This is a genomic window from Rufibacter aurantiacus, from assembly GCF_017916345.1.
Classification (GTDB): Bacteria; Bacteroidota; Bacteroidia; order Cytophagales; family Hymenobacteraceae; genus Nibribacter; species Nibribacter roseolus.
In genome coordinates this window covers 1,005,475-1,022,696 of sequence record NZ_JAFMSV010000003.1, presented here as the reverse complement: position 1 = coordinate 1,022,696, position 17,222 = coordinate 1,005,475, and the positions used below count along the sequence as shown (strand labels likewise).

Annotated in this window: 8 protein-coding genes and 1 tRNA gene; 1 reads left to right on the top strand and 8 read right to left on the bottom strand. The window is 50.7% G+C overall.

Features of this window, described 5'->3' with window-relative positions:
* Positions 1–15 precede the first annotated feature (15 nt).
* From J3P34_RS14675 to J3P34_RS14645, 7 genes are all read right to left on the bottom strand, one after another.
* A complete protein-coding gene (locus J3P34_RS14675) occupies positions 16–2,691 on the bottom strand; it encodes a DUF5695 domain-containing protein (RefSeq protein WP_246853742.1) in 2,676 nt (891 codons plus the stop codon).
* Between the two features lie 297 nt (positions 2,692–2,988).
* Positions 2,989–6,069, bottom strand: a complete 3,081-nt coding sequence (locus J3P34_RS14670; protein ID WP_246853715.1) for a beta-L-arabinofuranosidase domain-containing protein — start codon at positions 6,067–6,069, stop codon at positions 2,989–2,991.
* Positions 6,070–6,464: 395 nt separating this feature from the next.
* Entirely contained in the window at positions 6,465–6,938 is a 474-nt protein-coding gene (locus J3P34_RS14665) for a hypothetical protein (protein WP_210489391.1), read from the bottom strand.
* A gap of 293 nt (positions 6,939–7,231) precedes the next feature.
* Positions 7,232–7,303, bottom strand: a tRNA-Glu gene (locus J3P34_RS14660).
* Between the two features lie 400 nt (positions 7,304–7,703).
* The gene (locus J3P34_RS14655) at positions 7,704–9,011 is read right to left on the bottom strand and encodes a hypothetical protein (protein ID WP_210489390.1); all 1,308 of its coding nucleotides are present in this window, start codon (positions 9,009–9,011) and stop codon (positions 7,704–7,706) included.
* A 281-nt stretch (positions 9,012–9,292) separates the two neighbouring features.
* Entirely contained in the window at positions 9,293–9,838 is a 546-nt protein-coding gene (locus J3P34_RS14650; RefSeq protein WP_210489389.1) for an RNA 2'-phosphotransferase, read from the bottom strand.
* A gap of 68 nt (positions 9,839–9,906) precedes the next feature.
* Positions 9,907–13,128: a S41 family peptidase gene (locus J3P34_RS14645; RefSeq protein WP_210489388.1), complete on the bottom strand. Its 3,222-nt coding sequence runs from the start codon at positions 13,126–13,128 to the stop codon at positions 9,907–9,909.
* Between the two features lie 490 nt (positions 13,129–13,618).
* On the opposite strand from J3P34_RS14645, the gene J3P34_RS14640 reads away from it, so the two are divergent.
* A complete protein-coding gene (locus tag J3P34_RS14640) occupies positions 13,619–14,932 on the top strand; it encodes a PepSY-associated TM helix domain-containing protein (protein WP_210489386.1) in 1,314 nt (437 codons plus the stop codon).
* A 574-nt stretch (positions 14,933–15,506) separates the two neighbouring features.
* Here the strand turns inward: J3P34_RS14640 and J3P34_RS14635 are convergent.
* Positions 15,507–17,177 carry an amidase gene (locus J3P34_RS14635; RefSeq protein ID WP_210489385.1) on the bottom strand — a complete coding sequence of 557 codons (1,671 nt, stop codon included), beginning with the start codon at positions 17,175–17,177 and terminating at the stop codon, positions 15,507–15,509.
* Positions 17,178–17,222: the final 45 nt, after the last annotated feature.

Genomic DNA, 17,222 nt, shown 5'->3' with positions numbered 1-17,222 from the left:
TGTTCTACTGGGCTGTTATTTTTTCTGCCGGTCAATTATTACCTCAGTCTCTTTGCTGGAAAGGTTGATGGCATAACCATTTCTCTCCTTCGTTCCTTTTGTTTTTAAACCATAAATGGGACCTTCTTTTGCACGGCCTGGCTGCTCTAAGGTTAGAAAGGCTGCCGGGGTAAAGGTATCTGCTGCGTCAAGGGTTAATTTTACCTGGCCGGTAGAGGGATGGTAGGCTATCTTTTTCATCTTTCCTGCCTGTAAAGAAATCCACAAACCGGCAGGTGCAATAAACGCCGCAGATCTGCCAGCAGTGGTAGGCTGCACTTCCACCCACTGGTTCTTCAAGCTTTCATTACCGCCAAAAACCAGCCATCCGAAGTCTGGATGTTGCGTTAGGTAAGTAGCGGAATTAACGGCGTAACCAAAGAACCCTGGACCGTAATCTCCGGAATAACTGTCGTTGTGCAGGGAAGCAGGGTAACTGTGAAAAGCAGCGGGGGCAAAGCCTTCTTCAGTGATATTGGAGAGCGTACCTAAAACGCCGCCATAACCAACCCGCAGTAAATACAAATTATCAGGTTGCCTGCGGTATTCAGTTAGCACAGGAATGGCATTCAGGCCCGAGCCATAGTGGTGAATCATCCGTTCTACTCTGGGCAAACCTCCGGCATATAAGAAATCCCAGTAGCGTCTGGCATTGCCGTTGTAGGCCCAATGGGGTATGGTGGGCATGTAGGCAAGGATGGCGTTTAGCGTCACATCGGCTTTATCATCGTAACCGAAAAAGAGCGACCAGATGTACACTTCTTCCTGCCCGGTTGAATCCCAGGGCATTTCGCTTCCGAAAGGGTAGGGAAGGGAGGCCCAGTGAATGGCCCGTTTTTTCATTTCTGCCTCCAATTTACCGACCATCTCACTCATTCCCTCGGCCTTTAAATCTTTAAGAATGATGTAAAAGATGGTTCCTTCCATTTGCCCGAATTCTGCATAATGCGGTGCCAGACGAACCATGGCCATGGCGGTTTCAAAAGCGTTGTTCAAATACCAGTTCCATGATTGGGTGGAAACTAATCCTTTGTGGTGGCGGGCCAAGCGGTACAGTACCCAATGCGCTGCTGCTACGTGGGGGTAGTTATAGGAGCGCCCCAGAGAGTACGCTTCTTTTTTGGGCCATAAAGACCATACCTTCAGGTTTGCAGGAATATTGTAGGTGCCAGCGGGCAAAGAATCAGGCGCATAATAGAAAAGGCTTTTGCGAACCCCGTATTTATCCGGGCCTTCTGCTACCTGTATGCGGCCCCACAGGGTTTCCCCTACAAACCGCTGGAGTTTGTCTATTTCTTTCTTATCAGGCAAAACTGATTGCTTCATGATAGCCCCCAGCCAACTACCGGCTCCTGCTTCATCGCTGAGGCCAGCTATCCAGACGCGGTTATCCTCCAGCACCTGCTGCTTTTTCTCATTGTCGTAACTGATCACCGAAGGGCTTCGGCCAAAGCGGTCACCTTCTTTTTCAAACCATTGCTTTGTGGTTAGAAAGTTTCCAAAATCGGCTACGGCTTCCTTTTCAGGCTTGATCACCTTGTAATGTACCGTCTGCACCAGGCCATCTTCGTACTGAACCGTGACCCTGGCTCTTCCCCATTTCTGGCCTTTGACGGCATAGGCCTTCCAGCCGTTTTTGGTAGAGGGGCGTGGGGTAAAAACCAACGCGCCTTCGGGTTCCATCTTTATGCTTCGGACTTTGCTCTTATAGCTGATAAACAGCTTGCCGTTCACGTCCTGGGGCAACACATACCCGGGGATACCCACGGCTACGGGACGATTGTTCTGCAGTAATTTCTTTTCAATGCTTTGTGGTGTTCCACCCAGCACCAAGCGAACCCCATAGTTTTTTGATTCTCCTGGTTTCAGGATGACTGAGGTTGGTTTGTTCCAGGGCTCTGCTTTTTTCCATTCGTTTTCTGCGAAAGCCTTGCTGTGCACTATCCACTCATGGAAGCCTTCAAAGGCAATTCCTCTGGGGGTTGGATCATCATTCAAAGGGTTATAGGCCTCAAAAGGAGAATTCCCGTAGGGGAGCACCAACAAGGAAGAGTCTTTTCCGTGCAGACGGGTTACCTGTAAATAGCCAGCATCCTGACCAATGTAGGGATCATACAGAACGCTTTGCGCGTGGGCCTGTACCAGGTCTTTCCCTTCCAGAATGTTGTTGAAAATCATAGGAATGCCCAAGGCCCCAATTTCTATAGGGTTTGCTGTGCGGTTGGTCAATTCAAACCGAAGCACTAATTGCCCTTGCTCCAGTTGCCAGAAACGTTTCACGGTAAGGGGTATGTCTGCCGGCAAAGTATTGGCCAGATCAGCGGCAGCCAGAATAATACCTTTTGCTGCCAAAGGTAGAACCGGCTTTCGTTGGGAGGCCGTTGAAAAAGACTTCCACTGGCTTGACTGACCTTCCCGGATTCTTAAATTCAAATCGCCCAGGTGGTACATGCCGTTACTGCTACGCACTTTCAATCGATCACCGGGGGTATAATCAAAAGTCGGTTCTGCCTTAGGATGCAACCCTGATACGGTTTGAGAGGCCTTTACCAATTCCACCTTAAAAGAGGGGGTTTGAAAGGAAATAGTACCCTGCTCTATATCCAAGGTGGAGGGGCGTTGGGCAAGGTCCTTCCATGATTGGGCAAACAGGGAAAGCGGCCAGGAAAGAAGCTGCCACCCAAGCAGAGTTAGGAAAAACAGTCTTTTAGAGGCAACAGGCGTTTTTGGGGTAAACAACATGGTCTATTTTAACTTAGAAAGTTATAGAGAGGTGTCAAAGATGAATTCCTCACGGCGCCAGCTGGAAAGTAGGTAGTGCTGCAATGCCGTAATAGAACTGCTAAAGCAAATGGGTGCTGGGAAATAAACTGATATGACAATTAAAGGGGCTGATGGGGGCATCGCTCACGTGAGTAACGGTCCCATCAGCCCCTTTGGGTTTTAAGCCTATTTTAAGTTAACATCCAGGTAAACGGAATGCCGGCCGTATGATTCATAGAAGGGTTTATACACCACACCATCAATTGTGAACTGTAACTGCTGGGGATCGCCTTTGATGGATTTACTTAAATCCTCAGCATCAAGGGTTACTTTACGCCATTCTTTTCTTGCTTCGGGTTCCTGGGCGGCCAACAGGATGGGACCGTAAAACAGACTGGCGATGTTGGGTTGGTCCATCACCGGATCCAGGTGAAACTGGAAAGGCATTTTCAAGTCAATCACATCTCCATTTTTCCATTTCCGGCTTATGGTCAGGTAACTGCCCGGCTTGGCGTCAACCTTTTGCTCTTTGCTGTTGATCTTCACGAAGAATCCTTTGGTAGCCCAGCCCGGCACCCGCACATTGACATCAAACTTCCCATTGCCCTTAATCGTCAGGCGGGTCTGATCTTCCTTGGGGAAAGTTGTGGTCTGCTCCACTTTTACTTTGCGTTCGGTCCACTCCAGGGTAGAGGGCAAGAACAGGTTGACGTAAAGCGCCTGGTTATCTTTGCTTTTGAAGTAGATGGAGTTCTGCAATTTGGTGCTGCTTTCTATGGCGGTACCGTTGCAACAGGTAAAGCCCGTCATGTTGGGGTTGCCGAATTGTTTTGTAGACCCTGGTCTGAGCGGTACGTGGTAGGTGTTGGCAGGGCTGTCTTCGGCCACCGAGGCCAGAATATGGTTGTACAGCGCCCGCTCGTAATAGTCCATGTATTCTCCCCGCTGGTCATAGAGAAAGAGGTCGCTGGTCAATTTGAGCATATTGTAGGTGGCGCAGGTTTCATTCTGCCCGCCGGCCGCAAAGCCGTTCTCGTACAGGGTTCCGGGCTGGGCCACGAAACACTCTGCGTTATTGGGGTTACGCGCACCGGCCACGCCTCCTATGCTGTACATATAGTCGTTGACCATCTTGTACCAGAAGTTGTCGGCTATGTTGTAATACTCCGGATTTTTGGTGACCCGGTACGTTTCAATGCTTCCTACCACTTGGGGAATATGCTGGTTGGCATGCAATCCGCGGAAAAGGTCAACGTTTTTGGCCAGTCCATGCGAATGATTTGGGTCGCCGAAGAACACCCTGATGTTGTCAAACAACTGAGCTGTTTTGAGGTGATTGGGTTTACCGGTAAGCCGGTACATACGGGCCATGGCCTCGTTCATGCCGCCAAATTCCCCGGCGATGTAGGTGTTCCACATCTTAATCAGGGTATCGGTGGGCACCTTGCTCAGGCGGGCATATACCCAATCTCCCATGCCGGAGGCGGTGGCTAGGGCCTTTTTATTGCCGCTCACTTCGTACACATCCATCAGGCCGGCCAGGATTTTATGAAGGGTGTAGTAAGGCGCCCAGACCTGGTTTTTCTGCCCGCCGTATTTGGCTCCTTTTTCCAGCATGATGAATTGGTCCGGCGGATAAGCGCTGATGTATCCTACGCCCCAGTTCCAATAATCAGTCCGGATGCCCTCATCGCTCAGATCTGAGTCGTACGCTGATTTACCAGGACCCATTGGTACCGCAGCCGGATCAGACACCTGGGGGCCACCTTCTGATTTCGGTGTTCCGGATAACAGGGACAGCTCGTAGAGGGTGTTTACCATTTCCTCCATCTTTTTGGAGAAATTGGCCTGAAGCGCCTTGTCATACCCTGTTCCGGCGTAGGCCTGCGCGATGGCCGTGAGGTAGTGACCGGTAGCGTGGCCTCTCAGTTTGGTGTCCTGGCTGTCCCATACGCCCAGAGGCTTTGCGCCGGCAGGCTGTTTCTGGCCATAAGCATGGCGGAACATGTAGAGAAAGGAGTTAGGGTCTGTTTGCGCTAAGGTGTTGATGAATTTATCGCGGTTTTCGGTGAATTGGGTTTGCTGGCCCTGGGCATCGGTTTTGAGGGTAACCTTCCCCAAATCAAACGAGGCCAGCTTCAGATCTGGTTTGGATGATTTCTGAGACGCCTTTACCGTGACAGTGGCCTTTGGTTGAAAAGCGGTACCGGGTACCCGGCCGGTAATGGTATAGCGCCCGGGTTTCAGAACAGGACTATTGTCAGTTTCAGCCGGCCAGATTACCCGTACTTTGGGGCCTTTCCCCTGCATTTCGTTTTTATAGGTTCCCTGTAAATGACTGGGCAACCTGGGCAAGTTTCCTACCTCTGTTTCTACTTCCACATCAGACACCTGAACCAGATAGGCATTATAAAGCTGGGGCTGGTTTGGCGAAAAACGGGGCAGATCATCCTCGGCCTGCTTACCCGTAGTATTCACCATGCCTTCATTGACGCCTTTACCTTTCTGGGCATTGGTGTAGATTCCAGCGACCTGTTTGCCCGTCAGGGGAATACGGTAAATTCGGAAATCGTGGAGGAGGGCATTCAGGTTGGGATCTCCCGGCGTTAAGGATTTCCCGATGTACAGCAGATTTCCTCCGGGTTGCTGGCCAAATACCTCTGTCAACTCCCGCGGGATATCCCTGGCCTCACCGGCACGCTTACCGTCTACATAGGTAATCAAGGACCTGGACGGAACATCTACCACTATGGCCAGGTGCACCCACTTGTTCACTTCAATGGCTGGAGAGACGGCTCCTTTTTTACTTCCTTTGTCGGCAGTAATGAGCGCCTGGAAGCCTTCCTGGGTTTTGGTACCTACCGGAGCCGCAAAGAAATGCCTGCCTGCATCTTTCCCGAAATCAAAGAACCGTTGACCGGTTTGCTTTGAGCGCAAGTAGACCCACCCTGAGATGCTCAATGATTCCAGGTCTGTTAACGCTTCTACCGGGATGGTCACAAAAGCATTGTTATCGCCGGAAAGTGACAATACCTTCCCAAACTTGTTGTCATTGGCAAAGGAAGCCTGAGAACCTTGGATTTTACCATGCAGCGTATTTCTAGACCAGTCTTTCAGGTCTCCGTTGAACACATAGCGGGCAATCATTCCTGTTTCACCAATACCGTCTAAAATCTGGTCACCGTTCTGTGCCTGGGAAGTGTAAACACACTGGGTTAACACAGAGACAAACAGAATGGCTTGTAAGAATACTTTGTGCATTTTCATATATAGTGTCCGTTTTTTTCCTCCTAAGGGCTGATGGTTATAAGATAACCTGCTGAAAATCAAGGTGTGCAGGGTGAGGTAATTCCGCTTTTACACTTCTCTAAAACTAGAGAGAGTACCTGTGTTTCTATAAGCTTATTTTAGCCGATAATCATATGATATTAACATGTGTCCTTTTCAGAACATGAGATAGGTGGAGGAGAAGGCCTTCAGAGGATGAATGGACGGCTGGGGGGTTACTGTAATACCAGTGGGAGGTAACTTCAGGAGGGATTTGCCAAGCTTTTTCAGATCAATTGTTGAATGGAGTAAGAGGCTGTGGCTCCTAAACAAGGAAGCCTTGAAGGTTTGTACTTCAAGGCTTCCTTGTTTAGCAAACTCAAATTTATTCTGTCTTATTTCCAGGAAATGGATCCCGTTAAAATCTCTCTTATGTCATCTGGCATAACAAGGCTACCACCACCTTCTAAGTTTTGGTAACTGCCAGAACCAGCTAAAATCTTCCACTGGCCTTCTGAAGTTTTCATGTTACAGTTCATCCGGATAGTAATAGAGCCCTGTGGTAGGGTAAGGATAAGGGTGCAGTGCAGCGCCATCCCAAGCGTTTCTGTTGGCATCACGTAGGTGCCCGTTGCATTAATTCCACCAGATACCGCCACCGTTCCGAAATAAGTGGAACCTTCTGATGAGGTGGCGATGGTATTGAAAACTATAGGTTCCTTCTTGTTCAAATCAGCCGTTTTGGTGGAGGCTTCCTTTACGGAAAGAAAGGAAGGGGAGGGATCTGTCTCTTTTGTGGAACAACTCCAGGTCAGGCAAGTAATCAAACAAACCATGACTGGAAAGCTAATGGTAAACACCTTTTTCATAATCATAGAGTTTGTGTTGTGAATAATTTGTTGATTATCTTTAAGTTACTCAAATAAAGGCGCATTTGAAATACATTATCTATTTAAAAGCTAAGGCCTTTTCAATTTGGGTTTCAAGCAAAATCTGGATTATTATAAATTCTATTGGTCAAGGAGCAGCAGGAGAATTTGAAGGTGAATGTACGTTCGGACCTGTCTACAAAAGAAAGAAAGGTTGGAGTAGAGAGTTGTACGTGCATGTGTACAGCCTTAAAGCAAAAAAGCCTCTCAGAATGAACTGAGAGGCTTTTGAGTAGTCCGTAGGGGAATCGAACCCCTGTTACCAGAATGAAAATCTGGTGTCCTAACCCCTAGACGAACGGACCATCTTTCGGTTTTGATGGTGCAAATATAGAGGGATGATTTTGATCTGCAAAACATCTCTCAGAAAAAAAGTGTTGTTTTTTGCTCAGTTTTCCCCCTTTGTCTTCTAAGTGTCTGATATTGAAGAAAAATCAAGCTGATTAAATTTTAAAAATATTTTCGTGCTTCCTGACCGTTTTCTCTAAATCAGCCTTAAAACGCCGAAAAACGGTATATGCTGGTGTTCTTACCTTGTAGAAAAACTAACATGCGCAAAGGATGGAGGGAGAGCGGCACCATAGAACAGACCATTTTAACATGACCTGTTGTGTGGTTATTTATACAAAAACAGGATCAAAACAGTAGTGTGCTGCCTCTGGTACCTGAACTTCTTCCCGCTTGTGCAGTGGCAACCAGATAAACCTAATCAAAGCTGGCTTTGCCGCCGTGCTTTTCATAGTTGTACAGGTGACGGGCCAGTTCAAAGGTGGTGGGGTGGTCCAATCCGGTCTTCTGGCGCGCTTTCTTTTCGGTTTCGCCTTCCTGAAGGTAAGCCACATATTCCTGGTAGCTGCCTTTGAGGTGCTGTAGCAAGCCATTGAGCGATTCTGAGGTTCTTTTAAGCTGTTCCGCATCAAAGGTGTCTCTTTCCAGAATCTCCTCTACCAGGTAAAACTCCTCCTGCATCATCTGGTGGGTACCGTCTTCGCCCAACACCAAGGGTTTGTATACCCTGAAATAATGTGCATCGGCCAGGAAAGTGCGGCCGGTGCAGTCCTTCAGGTTGATGACAATGGGTGAGTCTGGGAGGTTGAGGTCTGGGGTTCTATGGAAAAAGGCCAGGATTTGCTGACCCTGCTCCTGGTATTGGGATAGCAGGCCGCAAAGTTCGCCCAGGTCAAACCCTAGCGAAACGGCCTTTGAAGAATCCCCTTTGTTCAGTTTGCCGGTAACCGTGATGGCCGTGTCCACATCGTAGACAATCTCCTCCATTTCAAAGATATCCGTGAGCAGGATGGATTCTGGCGTGTAGGTGGCCGGGTCTACCCCGATGAGGGAGATGATCTTGTCCTCTGGCAGGGTAGTGGGCTGGGAAAGTTGCTGGGCCTCTTTGGCGAGGCTGGACACGAAAATGCTGTGCTCCGTGCTGTCGCCCAGGGCTTTCAGTTGTTGCAGGTAGGTGTCCAGGAACTGCAGGTGCGGTTTCAGGGCCTTATAGATTTTGGTTCTCCTGAAAGTCTTGCGGTGGTAGTAAAGCAAAGTGGCCACCTCGCCGTAGCAGTCCAGCTCCTTCACAGATTCCATCTCCTGTAACACGGCCTCAGGGGTGGCTTTGTCTTTCAGCAGCATCTCCTCAAACAGGAAAATAGGATAATCATGGGTTGGCTGGCCAATCTCGGGCAGCACGTTGAACGCGCTCATCTTCCCGGATTTTGCTTCCTGCAAAACCTCCAGGTTTGTCTTCACGGGTGCCATGAGGTGTTCGGTAGCCGCGGTTTCCAGTTTTTCCTGGGTACCCTGAATGACTTCCTCGCTTAAGGGCGCCTTCTCTGTGAACTGCCACAAGATCTGCAGGTGGGTGTGGGAAGGGGGCAAGCCATAGGAGGCCATAATCTCCTCCTCCAGGTGGATAACCTCTTCAAATAATTCGGTATTCTCCTCAGGGCCGCCTTTCTCTTTTAATTCCTGATAATGGTGGTAATATGTCGTTAGTTTTTCCTTCACCTGCATAAATCAGTTATTTTTCTTTCAGAAGTTAAAAGCTGGCATTGGGTGTTTAGGGGCTTCTTTTTAAAAGAAAGGCCCAAACCCCCGCTCTAGGGGCATGCACCGGGTATATTAAAACCAGTGTTGCTAATAATACGGTTATCCTTTCTAAGGGGTATTGTATTTTTAGGATAATTTGTAGCTGTACGGAAGATTCCGGAAAGCACACCCGTAAATGTCTGGCTGTAAGTGCCTCTGAAATTAAACTGTGGATGTGCCTTGGGTATTGTCTTGTCCTTTACCAGTTAGGATAATTTATATTCTGATAGATACGCAGGAGCTACATAGTCTGTGAGCCATACCTTGTTTTCGGATAGGTAAAAGGGAATTCCACTGCGGTGCATCTCGCCGCTGAGTACGGTGAAAACATAAGGCTTGCCGTGCCGACTACCCACCTGCAAAGCGGTGGCAATATCAGAGGACAGGTGTACATGTAAACGGGATTGCTTCCTGATGCCTTCTTTTAGGATAATCTCTGCGGTAGTAACGGAAGTACCGTGGTACAGCATCTCAGGCGGAGTAGTGGGGGGCAGGCCTACATCTACCTGCACAGAATGTCCCTGGTTGGCTCTGATTTTGGTCTGGTCTGGGTTAAAGGAAAACCGTTGTTTGTTGTTGGTTTCCACCACCCGTTTTAGCCTCTCCAGGTCAACGCTCATTCGTTTGTGCTGCAGTTTAGTCACCAACTCGTCTACATTCGCCCAGCCATTTTGGTCCAGGGTAATCCCTATCCTTTGTGGCTCATGCCGAAGCACCAGACTCAGGAATTTGCTTATGTCTTTGTCATTCATGGTTCAATAATACGCAAAAAGAAAGCCCCAGCGGTGGGGCTGGGGCTTTCTTGTAGTAGTTAAGCTGGTTATTTCACTTCTTTCAGGAGTTCCTGTACGGCTACTTCCAACTGCTGGTCTTTGCCTTTGCTCACCTGTTCAAACTCATTCATCACTTTCACATCTGGCTCGGTCTGCAGGTTCTCCAGGTAGCGGCCCTGCACGTCTTTCACGCCCAGCGGCGGCACGCCCCAGCGTACGCTGTTGTCCTGGAGAGATTCCCAGCCTGCGAAGGTACAAGTACCCGGTACCGGCATGCCCACTAGTTTACCCAGTTTCAGGTCCTGGTAGCTGAAGGCGAAGCAGTGACCGTCTGAGTAGTTGGCTTCGTTGGCCAGCGCGATGCTGGGTTTGTTCCAGCGGAACGATGGCTCAATGCCGGTAGAGCGGTTGTCTGTGGTGTAGTTCAGGAACATCTTGCCGCTCAGGAACATGGCCAGGTCGGCTACCAAGTCACCTCCGCCGTTGTTGCGGGTGTCTACCACCATGCCTTTGCGGTTGGCGTATTTGCCCATCACTTCCTCGTACACGGTACGGTAGCTTGGGTCGTTCATGCCCGGGATGTGCACGTAACCCAGTTGGCCGTTGCTCAAACGATCCACTTCCTCGGCGTTGCGACGCACCCAACGCTTATAGAGCAGGCTGCTTTCCTCACCTTGGGAGATTGGCTTCACGGTGATATCGCGGCGCTTCTTGGAGCTTGGGTCATAGATGCTGATCAACGTGTTCTTGCCCGCTTTGCGGTTCAGGAACTGGGCGTAGTCGCGGTCTGCGGTTACGGTTTCGCCATCGATTTTCTCGATCACCATGCCGGGCTTCACATCAAAACCAGCACGCTGGAGCGGTCCTTCCAGGATTACCTCGTCAATCTTAATACCGTCTCCGGTGAAGCTTGGGTCATAGAAAATACCCAGGGAAGCGGTGGCATCGGCGTTCACGGGCACGTTGGAGAAGCTGGAGCCCGAGTGGGAAACGTTCAGTTCACCCAGCAGCTCGCTCAGCATCTCAGAGAACTCGTAGTTGTTGCTGATGTGCGGCAGGTATTTCTCGTAATCGCCTTTCAGTGCATTCCAGTTGGCGCCGTGGAAACCGGCGGTGTAGAAGGTCTTCTGCGTGCGGCGCCACACGTGCTCAAACATGAAGGCGCGCTCGGCGGCTACGTTCAGGTTCATATCGCCGCTGATGGCTACGTTCTCCTGTTTGTTCGCGGCAGGGTCCAGCTTGATCACACGTCCGTCGGCCAGGAGGAACAGGTTTTTGAAATCTTTGTCCCAATCCATGGTGGCGCGGTTCGCGTTCAGGGTCACGGCCATTTTGGTTTCCTTCGTGCGCAGGTTCGTGCTCCAGAGGTTGTAGCCTCTCTCAAAACGGGCCAGGTAGTACAGCGTCTCGCCGTCTTTAGACACCAGGGCGTCGCCTAGTTGCGATGAATGCAGGGTCAGGCGGGCTTTGCGGGTTTTCAGGCCTTCCCAGTCAATGGTCAGTTCCTCGTCCTTTTTCTTCTTTTTGTCTTTTTCCTTCTCCTTGGCAGCTTTTTCATCGGCTTCCTTCACCAAAGCGTAATCTTCTTTGCTCAACCGGAATTTATCATAAGCCGCCTGGGTCATGAACATCGCGAAGATATCTGACTGGGCACCGCCGCTGTTGGCTTGGGCGCGCATTCCCTCGCGGGTGCTGTTCCAGATAAGCATGTTGCCGCCGGCCATCCATTGCGGAGAATCATCCTGGTAGCCGCTCTCAGTGAGGTTGATCTTTTTGCTTTTACCGTCGGCCGAGATCAGGCCTACCTCGCCATTGGCGAAACCAGGCTCGGAGAAATCAAACGCGATCCACTTGCTGTCGGGGCTCCAGGTGAAGTACTGGTCGTTGTCGCGCATGGAGAACAGCTCGTTGGTGGTGAGCAGCGTTCGTACCTGTTTGGATTTGATGTTGTAGACCTTCAGGGTCATGCGGTCTTCCACAAATGCAATCTCTTTGCCGTCTGGCGAGAACTGGGGCTCGTAGTTTTCCTTGTCGTTGTTGATGACCGGGGTCTCGTCCAGCAGGGTAGAGGCGTAGAAATAAGGCTCCTCCTTGCGGGTGATCTGGGTTTGGAAGATCTTCCAGCCTTTGCCGCGTTCAGTGGCGTAGATCAGGGTCTTTCCATCGGGCGAAAAGCTCACGTGGCGCTCCTGCTCCGGGGTGTTGGTGATGCGCTTGGTGGCAGATCCTTCCACCGCCGATACGAATACCTCGCCGCGGTAGATGAAGGCCACTTCCTTGCCGTTAGGCGATACCGCCAGATCCTGCACACCGTTGCCCGCTACCGGTACAATGCGCTCGTTGTTGGATTTCACATCCGTGGCGATGGTCACGTTCACTTTCTGCGGCGTGCCGTTGCCCTGCATGGTGTACAGGTCTCCGTCAAACCCGAAGCACAGCAGACCGTTGTTAGAGGCCGTGAGGAAGCGTACCGGATGTTTGGTGAAGTTGGTTACCTTGGTAGAGGTGCCGGGCTTGTCGGCGGCCATGCGGTGCACGTTGAAGGTGCCGCTTTCCTCGCTCAGGTAATAGATGGTTTTGTCATTGTCAGTGAACACCGGGGTGCGGTCTTCGCCGGCGAAGGTGGTGAGTTTGGTGTGCTTGCCGGTTTTGGTATCAAAGCTCCACAAGTCACGGGCCACCGAAGAGACGTGGTGCTTGCGCCATTGGTTCTCACCGCCTTTTTTATCCTGGTACAGCATGGTCAGGCCATCCTTGCTCAGTTTCACTTCCTCGGCGGGGGTGGTCATTACCTGCTGCACGCGGCCGCCGCCCAACGCCACTTTGTAAAGCTCAGGGGAGGCAAACGTGGGGAACTGGCGGTTGCTGGCCATGTCCATACGGGTAGACCCGAAGTAAACGGTCTTGCCATCGGGGCTGAACTCATACGGATACTCATTGGCCGAGTGGAACGTCATGCGCTTGGCCTCACCGCCGGTGGCCGGCATCTGGAACAGGTCAAAGTTGCCGTAGCGGTCCGAGGCGAACACAATGGTTTTGCCGTCTTTGCTCCAAACCGGCATGAAATCGTGGGCCTCGTGCACGGTGAGGGGCAGGGCGGTACCGCCGCTGGCCGGTACCCGGTACAAATCACCTTTGTAGGTGAAGACAATGGTTTGGCCGTCTGGTGAGATAGACGAGTAACGCAGCCAGGAGGGTGCGTTTTGGGCTTGTGCCGCACTTACTGTGCTGGCCAACAAGGCCCCTGTGTACAATAGTCTTTTAAGCATAGAAGGGTAGAAATGCGCAGTAAGTTACGGAGAGCTTGCATGATATAAAAGAGGCAAGGAGCCCGCGGTCGCAACCTTTTTAGGGTTTCTCCAGAGGAGATGGAGGCCTTTGGTTTGGAGGATCGGACCAGATTGCCAATTCCTCAAAATGCCCCTTCCCTTGAGTTCTTTCCTTAAAGAAAGTGGGCGTAGCCATGAGTTTAAATAGGAAAAATTGAATATAATTCCACGTGCCGATTGCGCCTTTCAAACAACGACGCCAGCATCGCTGGAGACCATTTTTTAATCCCATCTAGATAATCTAATATTTGGTGCCGATTCTTTTTCATTCAGTTTGGAATTAATCTAAATAGATGGTTAGTTTGCCATCGTGTAAAGGACAAGGATTCTCATACCTCCCAGCCTTTCAACAAGGTACCGGTTTAAAGCCCGATTCCTGAAAAACAGCCCCAAAGCGGAAATCAAGTACATTCATAAAGTAGAAGCATCCATGAAAAAAGGGTTCACCTGGCGCAAATTGTTCAATGACATTCACCTTTGGTTAGGGCTGGCCAGCGGGCTGGTACTGTTTCTGGTGTGTCTTACCGGTACCATCTTCACGTTCCACACCGAGATTGAGGAAGCTCTAGAGCCCGGCAAATTCAGCGTGCAGGTACCGGCCAATGCCGTGGCTCTATCTCCGGATGAATTGATCATTAAACTGCAGCAGGCCCAGAAAGGCAAAGTGACCGCCCTTCAGATTCCGCAGGACCCAGCCAAGCCGTACCGTTTTACCCTTAAAAAAGAGGAAGAGGACAAAGGCGGCAAACAGGAAGGGGAGAAGGCCAAAGCCGAAGGTACTAAGCCAGCAATGGCAGCCGGTCTTGGTGCCGGCGAAGGCAAAAAAGGCGGCAAGGGTGGTCCCGGCGGACCAGGTGGCGGCGGAGGCCGTGGTAAAACGTACCTCGTGGATCAGTACACCGGCGAGGTGAAAGGCACCACCGATGGACCGGCCCATGAGTTCTTTGAAACCGCCGAAGCCATTCACCGTTCCCTCCTGGTGAAAGGTGAGCCTGGTGCGCTCAACCCCGGTAAAATAGTAGTAGGCGCCTCTACCATCATCTTCGTGTTCATCATCCTGACGGGTCTGGTGATCTGGTTCCCTAAGAAACTGAAGAACTGGAAACAGGGTCTAAAGATCAAAACCAGCGGCAACTGGAAACGCATCAACCATGACCTGCACAACTCGCTGGGATTCTATTCCTCGTTCTTCTTGCTCATCATGGCCCTCACCGGCCTTTGCTGGTCTTTTGACTGGTATCGTGAAGGCGCCAGCGCCGTCATTGGTGACCAGATCTTTAAGCAGCGCACAGAAAAACCCATGACCTCAGAACTGGCCAGTAAGACCGCCCAGCAACCCTCTATTTCAGATATTTTGAATATCACCAACGGCATTCTGCCTTACGAGGGGAATTGCCGCATCTCTTTGCCTGCTGATTCTACCGGTGCTGTGGTAGTGAACAAATCCAAAAGCGGCTTCTTCACCCTCTCGGCTTCTGATAAAGTGCAGCTGGACCAGTACACCGGCCAGGCCCTGAAAGTGGAGAAGTTTGCAGACAAGAAGTTCAACGAGAAAATAGCCGCCTCTGTAAAGGGCCTGCACGTGGGCGAGATCTTCGGGACATTCTCCAAGATCATCTATTTCATCGTCTGCCTTATCGCTACCAGTTTGCCTATCACCGGCACGCTTATCTGGTGGAATAAACTGAAGAAGAAATCAAAAGGTAGCCAGGTAGCTCCCAGAGCCGCAGTTACCAGGGCATAATGCTTCTGACTTGTTTTGGTGCTGATTTTTTTAAAAGAGCTTCAAAATAGATTCAATCAGATTAGGTCTTGTGCCTCTTAAGATAAGTTTAGTTTTAGCGTCAAATGCAAACGGGCTTGAACATGATGTTCAGGCCCGTTTTGTTTTTTTTTACAAAAGTCATCTTAATAGAACTGCCTTTCCTGGGAAACCTTATTAACCCTTTGTTTTCATCCTCACCAAATCTCCATTACCATCCTGACCAACCTCCCTTACCATTCTGATCCACCCTACACTACCAATCTGAATTACCCTCCACTGTCATCCTGACCCACCCTCCACTGTCATCCTGAAAGGATCTTGTGGGCGAACGGTAATTATGCTTACTATAAGCCTTATTAGTACGCTCACAAGATCTTTCCAAGATGACAAATGGATGAGGTATACAGGAGGGTAGCGATATTTAGTTAGGGAAAAGTACCTGGTCGGTTTTCAAGAAAAAAGCGCAGATTGGTTTAAGACCAGTTTTTTAAAAACAAGCCTTAAACTAACCTGCGCTAAATCAAGCGCTAAATTAGGTCAACCCTGAAACGCCTTACGACGGATTAGTGGTCTTCAGGAATTTAGGTGCGGTCCGGTGCTTGGAGATTTGCTCGTAGGCATAGGCAATCCCGAATAGTTTAGGCTCTGAATAGGCACCCGCGAAGAAGGAAATACCCACCGGCAGACCCTGTACCTGGCCTAATGGCACCGTCACGTGCGGGTACCCAGAGATTGCCGCCGGGGTAGACATGCCGTAACCGGTGAAAGAATCACCGTTCACCAGGTCAATGCACCAGCCAGGGCCGTAGGTAGGACCGGCAATGGCATCCAGCTGGTTGTCTTTCATAAGCTTGTCAATAGCTGCCCGGGAGCCGCTAACCTGTTTCTTCACGGCGTCTTTGTACTCCTTCGTGTTCAGGTCGCCCAGTTTGTCAGACATCTCCAGGATCTCCTGCTTGAAGAACGGCATAGAGGTTTTCTCGTTCCGCTTGTTGTATTCAATCACGTCTTTGAGGGTTTTCACCGGAGCATTGGCGGTGGCCAGGTACTTGTTCACGCCGTCTTTGAACTCGTATTGCAGAACCTTAAAGCTGTCTCTGGAGACATCTCTGATGCTTTTCATGGCTTCCACTTCCACAATGGTAGCGCCTTTGCTTTTGAGTTGTTCTAGGGCCTGGCGCAGCAACGCATCAATGGCCACGTGGCCTTCCAGGAAAGATTTCTCCACCCCGATGCGCTTTCCTTGCAGGGCGTTCGCGTCCAGGAATTGGGTGTAATCTGTGTGCGCTTTACCGGTGCTTTCCTTGGTGACCGCATCGTTGGGGTCAACTCCGGCCAGTACGCCCATAAGGATAGCGGCATCGGTTACGGTTCTGGCAATAGGGCCGGCGGTGTCTTGGGTGTGCGAAATGGGGATAATCCCCGAGCGGCTCACCAAGCCAACAGTGGGTTTAAAGCCTACCACGCCGCTCACGGCTGCCGGACAAACAATTGATCCATTGGTCTCGGTGCCTACGGCTACGGCGCACAGGTTAGCCGACACGGCCACGCCAGAGCCGGAGCTGGAACCACAGGGCGTGCGATCCAAGACATATGCGTTTTTGGTTTGACCGCCGCGCCCGCTCCAGCCGCTGGAAGAGTTGGTAGAGCGGAAGTTGGCCCATTCGCTCAGGTTTGTTTTCCCGATGATCACTGCGCCCGCTGCCCGCAACTGTCTCACAATGAAAGCGTCTTTGTTGGCTTTGTTATCGGCAAGGGCCAGGGCGCCGGCCGAGGTAGACATTTTATCATGGGTATCCACGTTGTCTTTCACCATCACCGGAATGCCGTGCAGCGGTCCGCGTACTTTGCCTGCCTTCCGCTCCTGGTCCATGGCTTCGGCAATCTGGATGGCGTCTGGGTTCACCTCTATGACCGAGTTGATTTTAGGTCCGCTCTTGTCCACGGCCTGAATGCGGTCCAGGTACAACTGGGTAATGGCTTTGGAGGTCAGTTCGCCGGATTGCATCTTGCGCTGCAGCTCCTGGACGGTGACCTCGTTCAGTTGGAAATCAGTAGGATCAGTGGTTGCGGTGGTCGCGGAGGTGGTTTCGCCTTTGTTTTCTTTGGTGGAAGTTTCAGGAGCGGCAGTGGCCGTTGGCGTAGCCGCGCAGGCGCCCAGCCCGAAGGCCGATAAGGTGATCCCGGCCAAAGAACCGGTTCTTAAGAAATTTCGTCTGTTCATTCGTTTGGATTTTGTAGAAAGATACTTCATCTGGCGGGAAAATGA